The organism is Mycobacterium sp. (assembly GCF_019247615.1).
GTDB lineage: Bacteria > Actinomycetota > Actinomycetes > Mycobacteriales > Mycobacteriaceae > Mycobacterium.
On the sequence record NZ_JAFBAT010000305.1, the window covers coordinates 1 to 5,764 of the forward strand.

The following is a 5,764-nucleotide window of genomic DNA, read 5'->3' on the forward strand; positions in this document are numbered from 1 at the left end:
GGTATTCGGCAAAGTTGCGCTCGATAGTCGCAAGAACGTTGGTCATCGCCGCCGTGGGAGCCGCTGCCGGCATTTTCTTCTTTGTGTACCAGCCGGATCAGCGGGTCGACGATGCGACGGCACGCCGGGCAATCCAGGCGGCATCAGATGGCGCGGTGGCGGTGTTGTCGTATTCCTACGACCATTTGAATAGCGATTTCGACAACGCGAAATCGCGTCTCAGCGGCGACTTTCTGGCCTACTACCGGAAATTCAGCGACGATGTCGTCGGGCCGACGGCGCAACAGGGGCAACTGACGGCGACAGCCAAGGTGATTCGGGCCGCAGTTTCGGAATTGCATCCCAATTCGGCCGTCGTGCTGGTTTTCGTCGACCAGACCACATCAAGCCCGCAGAAAAAGGATCCTGAGAAAACCCAGAGCGCGGTTCTGGTCACGCTGGAAAAGGTCGACGGTTCCTGGCTGATCGCGAAATTCGACCCGACCACGTGAGCGCGCCAAATCTTGTTCCAGCCGTTACCTCCTCGGCCGAAGCGGTGTAACGTCATCGCTCGAGACCGACGACGAAAAGGTGCCACAGGCACTGTCGCATTACGCGTTTCGAGGAGCACCCGATGCGTTCAGTCAAAACGCTCACCACCGCAACGTTGGTGGCTGCCACCGCATTCGGTGGTTTGGGTACTGCACCCATCGCCCACGCAATAACCAAGGAAGACGTGGCCCTCAACGGGACTTTCCGCGCCACGTCCATTGGCGATTGGGCCATGAGAAATGACCAGTACTTCGGCGAGCCGACGGTCTACCAAACGTGGACCATCAGTTCGTCGTGCGTCTCAACCCAGGAATGCCATGGCACCCTGACGAGCGACCAGGGCTGGAGCGCGCCTCTCTATTTGCTTGACGGGGAGATGTGGAAGGCGAAACACGAAGTGCCGAACTGGGAGCGGTGCCAGGACGGTACCGCGTTCAGCGGAATGCAGACTTTCTTTTTCTACCCGGTGAACGACAATGGCGGATATCAACTCGGGTCGCGGACCCTCGCCGGCAAAGACAAGACAGTCGGCCCAAGCGGTGCCTGTGGGCAAAACCAGTGGCTCGATATCGCGATGCCGTTGCGCCTAGACCAGCTCTCCTGACCGGCCGGTCGTAGCTTCACGGCCTGCATCGTCTCAGGGCGGATTCAGGTGGGAATCATGTCCTTCCACGTCTTGGGTGCCTTCGAGGTCACGAGATCCGACTGCTCGTATAACTTCCCGTCGGGACCGACGTAACGACCGGTGTGCGGATCGTACTTTGCCACCGCGACCGAGGGCGCTCGCTTAGATCCGTTGCCTCCGAACGAGCTTGGCGCAGCCCGGGGACCTCCGCCGCCGACGGTGTCGGCCGGTGCGGGATCGGGAGCAACGGCCGGTGCGGGATCGGAAGGAACGGGCGGTGCTGGGGCGGCGGGCGGTGCCGGAAGTTCACCAGCCCCAGGGACGTCGAGTGGCGCTATGGGCGGAAGGTCAGCCGACATTCTCGACATGGGCGCCAGCGGGGGCGGCCCAGACGAGGGCACCGGTGGAACTGCCGCGCCAGCCGTGCCCGGTGGCGGATTTTCTCCGCGCGGGCCCGCGGGTGTGCCGCGCGGCACCGCCCCAGGCGGCAGCGGTGTGCCCTCGACCGGGCCGAAGATTCGGTCGTTGGCGGTAACCCGGTCATCGGGCGGGATGCCCTGGGCGATCAGGTTCGGGTCCAATGGGTAGGGACCGAGGGTGTGCTGGCGCATCGCCAGCGGCATGTACGGCTTGTCACTGTTGCAGATTTCGACGGTAGGCGCGCGCTTACCCGGGTGACCCATGCAGGGATAGTTGCGGGCACCGCGAACCCCCATCGGTGAATCCTGCGGCAGTTTGCAATACAACCCGTCCGGGGTGTCGATGTCGCTGAGGTCGTCCGGGGATCGCCATTGGCTGGGTGGCATGAAACCGACCGTGCAAATCGGCGGGTCGTCGACCGTGAATGCGAAGTCACCGTGAGCCATACCGTCCGTCTGGTTTTCACTCGCAGCGGCTAGCTCGACGGCGACCCCCGACGGCAGCAGCACCAGCAGCTGCTCGAGCGAAGGGTGGTAGGTGACGCCGATCTGCCCGATGGTGGTCAGATTGGCAAGCAACACCGGCAGCGTCGGTTTGATCTGTTGGAGAAGCCGCGACGCCTCGTTCGCCGCCTCAGGACCATTGCGCAATATGGTGCGGAAATTCGAATCGTCCTGCACCAGCACATCCGAAATGCCGGCGAAGCTACGTGCCCACGTCCCGATCGAATCGGCGGTGCGTGCCTGCGTATCCAGCAGCGGCCCAGTGTCTTCGGTGAGGGCTTTGGTGCGATCGACGACGCCGTTGGCGTCGCGGGATATCGTCGTCGTGGAATCGAACAGCGACCCCAGGTCGTATCCGGTTCCGTTGAAGCCCTGGAAGGACTCGTCGAGCAATTGGCCGAGTTTGGTCTTCGGGATGCTTTGGACCAAGGCGTTGACCTGGTCGAGCATCGGCCCCACCGGCTGCGGAATCGTCGTGTCGCGCGCGGCGATGACCGAACCGTCGTGCAGGTAGGGCGGCGAATCGGTTTTGGGCCGCAGGTCCACGTACTGCTCACCCACCGCGGAGACGCTGAGCACCTCCGCTGTCAGGTCTGCGGGGACCTTGGGTGAAGTGCTAAGCGACAGCGTGGCTTTCGCCCCGGTCGGCGTCAGCCCCACCGAGGTGACCTTGCCGAGCTGAACCCCGCGGTAGGTCACGTTGGAAAACCGGTAGAGGCCGCCGGTGGCCGGCAGCTCCAGCGTCACCGTCATCCGGCCGATGCCCAGCAAGGTCGGCGCCTGGATGTAGAAGAGGACCATGGCGATCACACCGATGATCCCGACGGTCGTGAAGATGGCCAGCTGGATCCGGACGAAGCGCGACAGCATCTACCCACCGCCTTCCGTCGGCTCCGGAGCCGCACCCGGCGCCGGCCCGGGCGGGGGCCCATAAGGCCCGGGCGGGGGCCCATAATTCGCCGGTCCCGGTCCTTGTCCAAGTACCGCACCGGGCGGAGGTGGGGGCAGCGGCAGAGCATTTGGATCGACCCACGGTGGCCTCACGGGGTTGTGCAGCGGGTCGAGCGTGTATTGCAAGCGATACGGGTCCCCGGGCACCGGCGGCAGGGGCATGTCCAGCTGCCCCCAGTGGGTTCCCGGTAGCAAAGTCCTCTTGAGCCGTGGAATCGTCAGGTCGAAATCGAAATGCAGGTTGAAGTAGTCGCCCCGGACTGCTCGGTCGACGAAGTTCTGGGTGAACGGGAACACGAACGACGTTGCGATCGCCGCGCCGAACTCCGGCCCGACGTCGGCGAGCGCTTGGATGGTGGGCTCCAGGTTTTTGAGATTCTTGACGAGGTCGGCCTGAGAGTCGTTGATCAACCTGTTGGCGGTGTTGCTGAACACGCGAAGATGATCCAGGGCGGCCGTCAAACGGGGCCGCTCCTTGACCAACACCTCGAGCGCCGGTGGTATCTTGCGCAGCGCGTCGGTGAGTACGTCGCGTTGGTCGGCGAATCTGCCGGCAAGCCGGTTCAGCGCCTGGATGGAGGCGACGATGTTGTCGCGCTGGTCGTCCAGTGTTCCCACGAACGTGTCGAGGCGGGTAATCAGGTCACGTATGGCGCCCTCGTGGCCGGACAGGGCGGCGGAGAAATTGTGGATGACCTCCCCGATCTGTCCCAGTCCGCCGCCGTTGACGACCGCGCCCAACGATGACAGCGTCTGCTCCGTGGACGGGTAGGCCGACGACCGGCTCAGGGGAATGGTGGCGCCCGGCTGGAGCCGTCCGCTTCCCTGCTGGCCGGGCGGAGTATTGAGCTCCACGTGCATCGAGCCCAGCAGGCTGGTCTGACCGACGGTGGCTACTACGTTGGCCGGGACGACGACATCGCGCTTGACCGAGATCTCGACGTCGGCGTGCCAGGCTTGCACCCTCATCTCACCGACACTGCCGACGGCGACGTCGTTGATCATCACCGGCGAATTCGATTCCATCGTACCGACATTGGGCAGCTCGACGTGGTAGATGTTGGCGCCGGGCCCGCGTCCGATCGCACCGGGCAGGGGTAGTGAGTTCAGGCCGTGGAACGCGCATCCTGTCGACGTCAACGCCACGCAACAGCCGACGGCGAACACCCGCCGAGCTAAGCCCGATGGCCCAGCTCCTCCTCGGGCGGAACGCCCGCATCGTCGCAGGGCCGCCACCCGGGCGATCATTGTTGGGGCCCATCTGTTGGCAGCAGCATGTCGGATACGGTCGGCGCCGGTGGCGGCGGCACCGGTGTCGAAACTGGCGGCGGCAGCGGCATCGCCGCGCCCGGTATCCGCTCCGGCGGCACCGCCCCCGGCGGTCCCACCGGATCACCGGGCAGGCCGGTGTAGGCCGACACTGCGGGTGGGATCTCGGGTGGTCCGGGTTTCGGGCCCTCGCCGCCGGGCGCGAGGCGCTGTTCGGTGTACAGGATCTTGGACGGGTCAATCGACTTGGCGAGGATCGGGTTGAGGGGAATTGGCGAGTTATTGAAGTTGGTTAGTCGCAATCCGGGTCCGAGGAACAGAGCGCACAGCTTGCCCGATTCGACCGAGGTGACGTTTCCGATGGCGCCGATTTGGTCGCAGCCCGGTACGGACAGCAGCACCTGGCCCCCCCACGTGGGGTTCGCCATGTTCATGATCCCGAACCCTCCGATGATGGTTCCGGTGTCGGCGTTGTAGTCGTTGAAGAAGTTGGCGAACGCGTTCGGCGCGGCGTGCAGTATGTTTTCCAGGGCCATGTGGTGATCGACCAAGTTCTGCGTGACATCGGCCAACCGGGCGATCTGCTCGCTGGTCTGGTTGCGAGTCCCGGCGATGAAGCGCTGCACCTCGCCGACCGCGGTCGACAGGTCGGTCAGCGCCGCGTCGAGGTCGGATTTGCTGTCGTTGACCACGCTGGTGAGTGTGGCCAGGCGGTCGTTGAACTGCACGAGCTGGATGTTGCTGTCGCGCAGCGCGCCGACGAAGGTCTGCAGGTTTTTAATGATGTCGACGATGTTGCCGCTGCCGTTGGCGAGGATCCGCCCCACGCCTGATAATTGACCGAGTGTTTGCCGCAGCTTGTCGCCGTTGCCCTCGAGTGCATTGGCGGCGCTATCGATGAACCGGCCCACCGATGTGCCCGATACCCCGCTCTTGGGCCCCAAATCCGTTGCCAGCCGCATCAATTGGGTTTTGACCTCGTCCCACTCGACCGGCACGGCGGTGCGTTCGACCGGTATGACGGCCCCATCGCGCATGACCGGCCCACTATCGCGATAGGCCGGCGTGAGCTGAAGGTAGCGGGCGGCCACCAGATTCGGAGCGACGATGACCGCCTTTGCGTCCGCCGGGATGGGCACGTCGCGGTCGACCTTGAGGGTCATCTTGGCGCGGGTGCCCTGCGGTTCAATGGATTTGATGTTGCCGACTTTGACACCCGAAACCCGCACCTCGTCATTGGGATAGATCGCGGTGGCGGTCGTGAAATAGGCGGTGATCGTCCGCGGGCCGAAGAACGTATTGCGAACGACGATGGCGGCGCCGGCAACGATGAGCCCGACCAACACAACCGCCGCCACGGCCGTGAGCCGCGTACGCGGGATCCGGGCGATCATTGTGACCCTCCGATCCGTCCGCCCAACGTGCAGCCAGGGCACGCCGGAATTTCGTTGTACGGCCAGGGCGT

5 protein-coding genes are annotated in these 5,764 nt (G+C 64.5%); 2 read left to right on the forward strand and 3 right to left on the reverse strand.

The genetic code is table 11. The features are described 5' to 3' along the window. Positions 1-491: hypothetical protein (locus tag JO059_RS21275; RefSeq protein ID WP_293322432.1), on the forward strand; the 491-nt coding region annotated here is incomplete at its 5' end. A 122-nt stretch (positions 492-613) separates the two neighbouring features. Continuing rightward, entirely contained in the window at positions 614-1,135 is a 522-nt protein-coding gene (locus JO059_RS21280; protein ID WP_293322434.1) for a hypothetical protein, read from the forward strand. 44 nt (positions 1,136-1,179) lie between these two features. On the opposite strand, the gene JO059_RS21285 is transcribed toward JO059_RS21280, so the two are convergent. The 3 genes from JO059_RS21285 to JO059_RS21295 all read right to left on the reverse strand — a co-directional run bounded on the left by JO059_RS21285 (position 1,180) and on the right by JO059_RS21295 (position 5,693). After that, the gene (locus JO059_RS21285; RefSeq protein ID WP_293322436.1) at positions 1,180-2,949 is read right to left on the reverse strand and encodes an MlaD family protein; all 1,770 of its coding nucleotides are present in this window, start codon (positions 2,947-2,949) and stop codon (positions 1,180-1,182) included. Then, positions 2,950-4,197: an MCE family protein gene (locus JO059_RS21290; RefSeq protein ID WP_293322438.1), complete on the reverse strand. Its 1,248-nt coding sequence runs from the start codon at positions 4,195-4,197 to the stop codon at positions 2,950-2,952. 77 nt (positions 4,198-4,274) lie between these two features. Next, positions 4,275-5,693: an MCE family protein gene (locus tag JO059_RS21295; RefSeq protein ID WP_293322440.1), complete on the reverse strand. Its 1,419-nt coding sequence runs from the start codon at positions 5,691-5,693 to the stop codon at positions 4,275-4,277. Positions 5,694-5,764 lie beyond the last annotated feature (71 nt).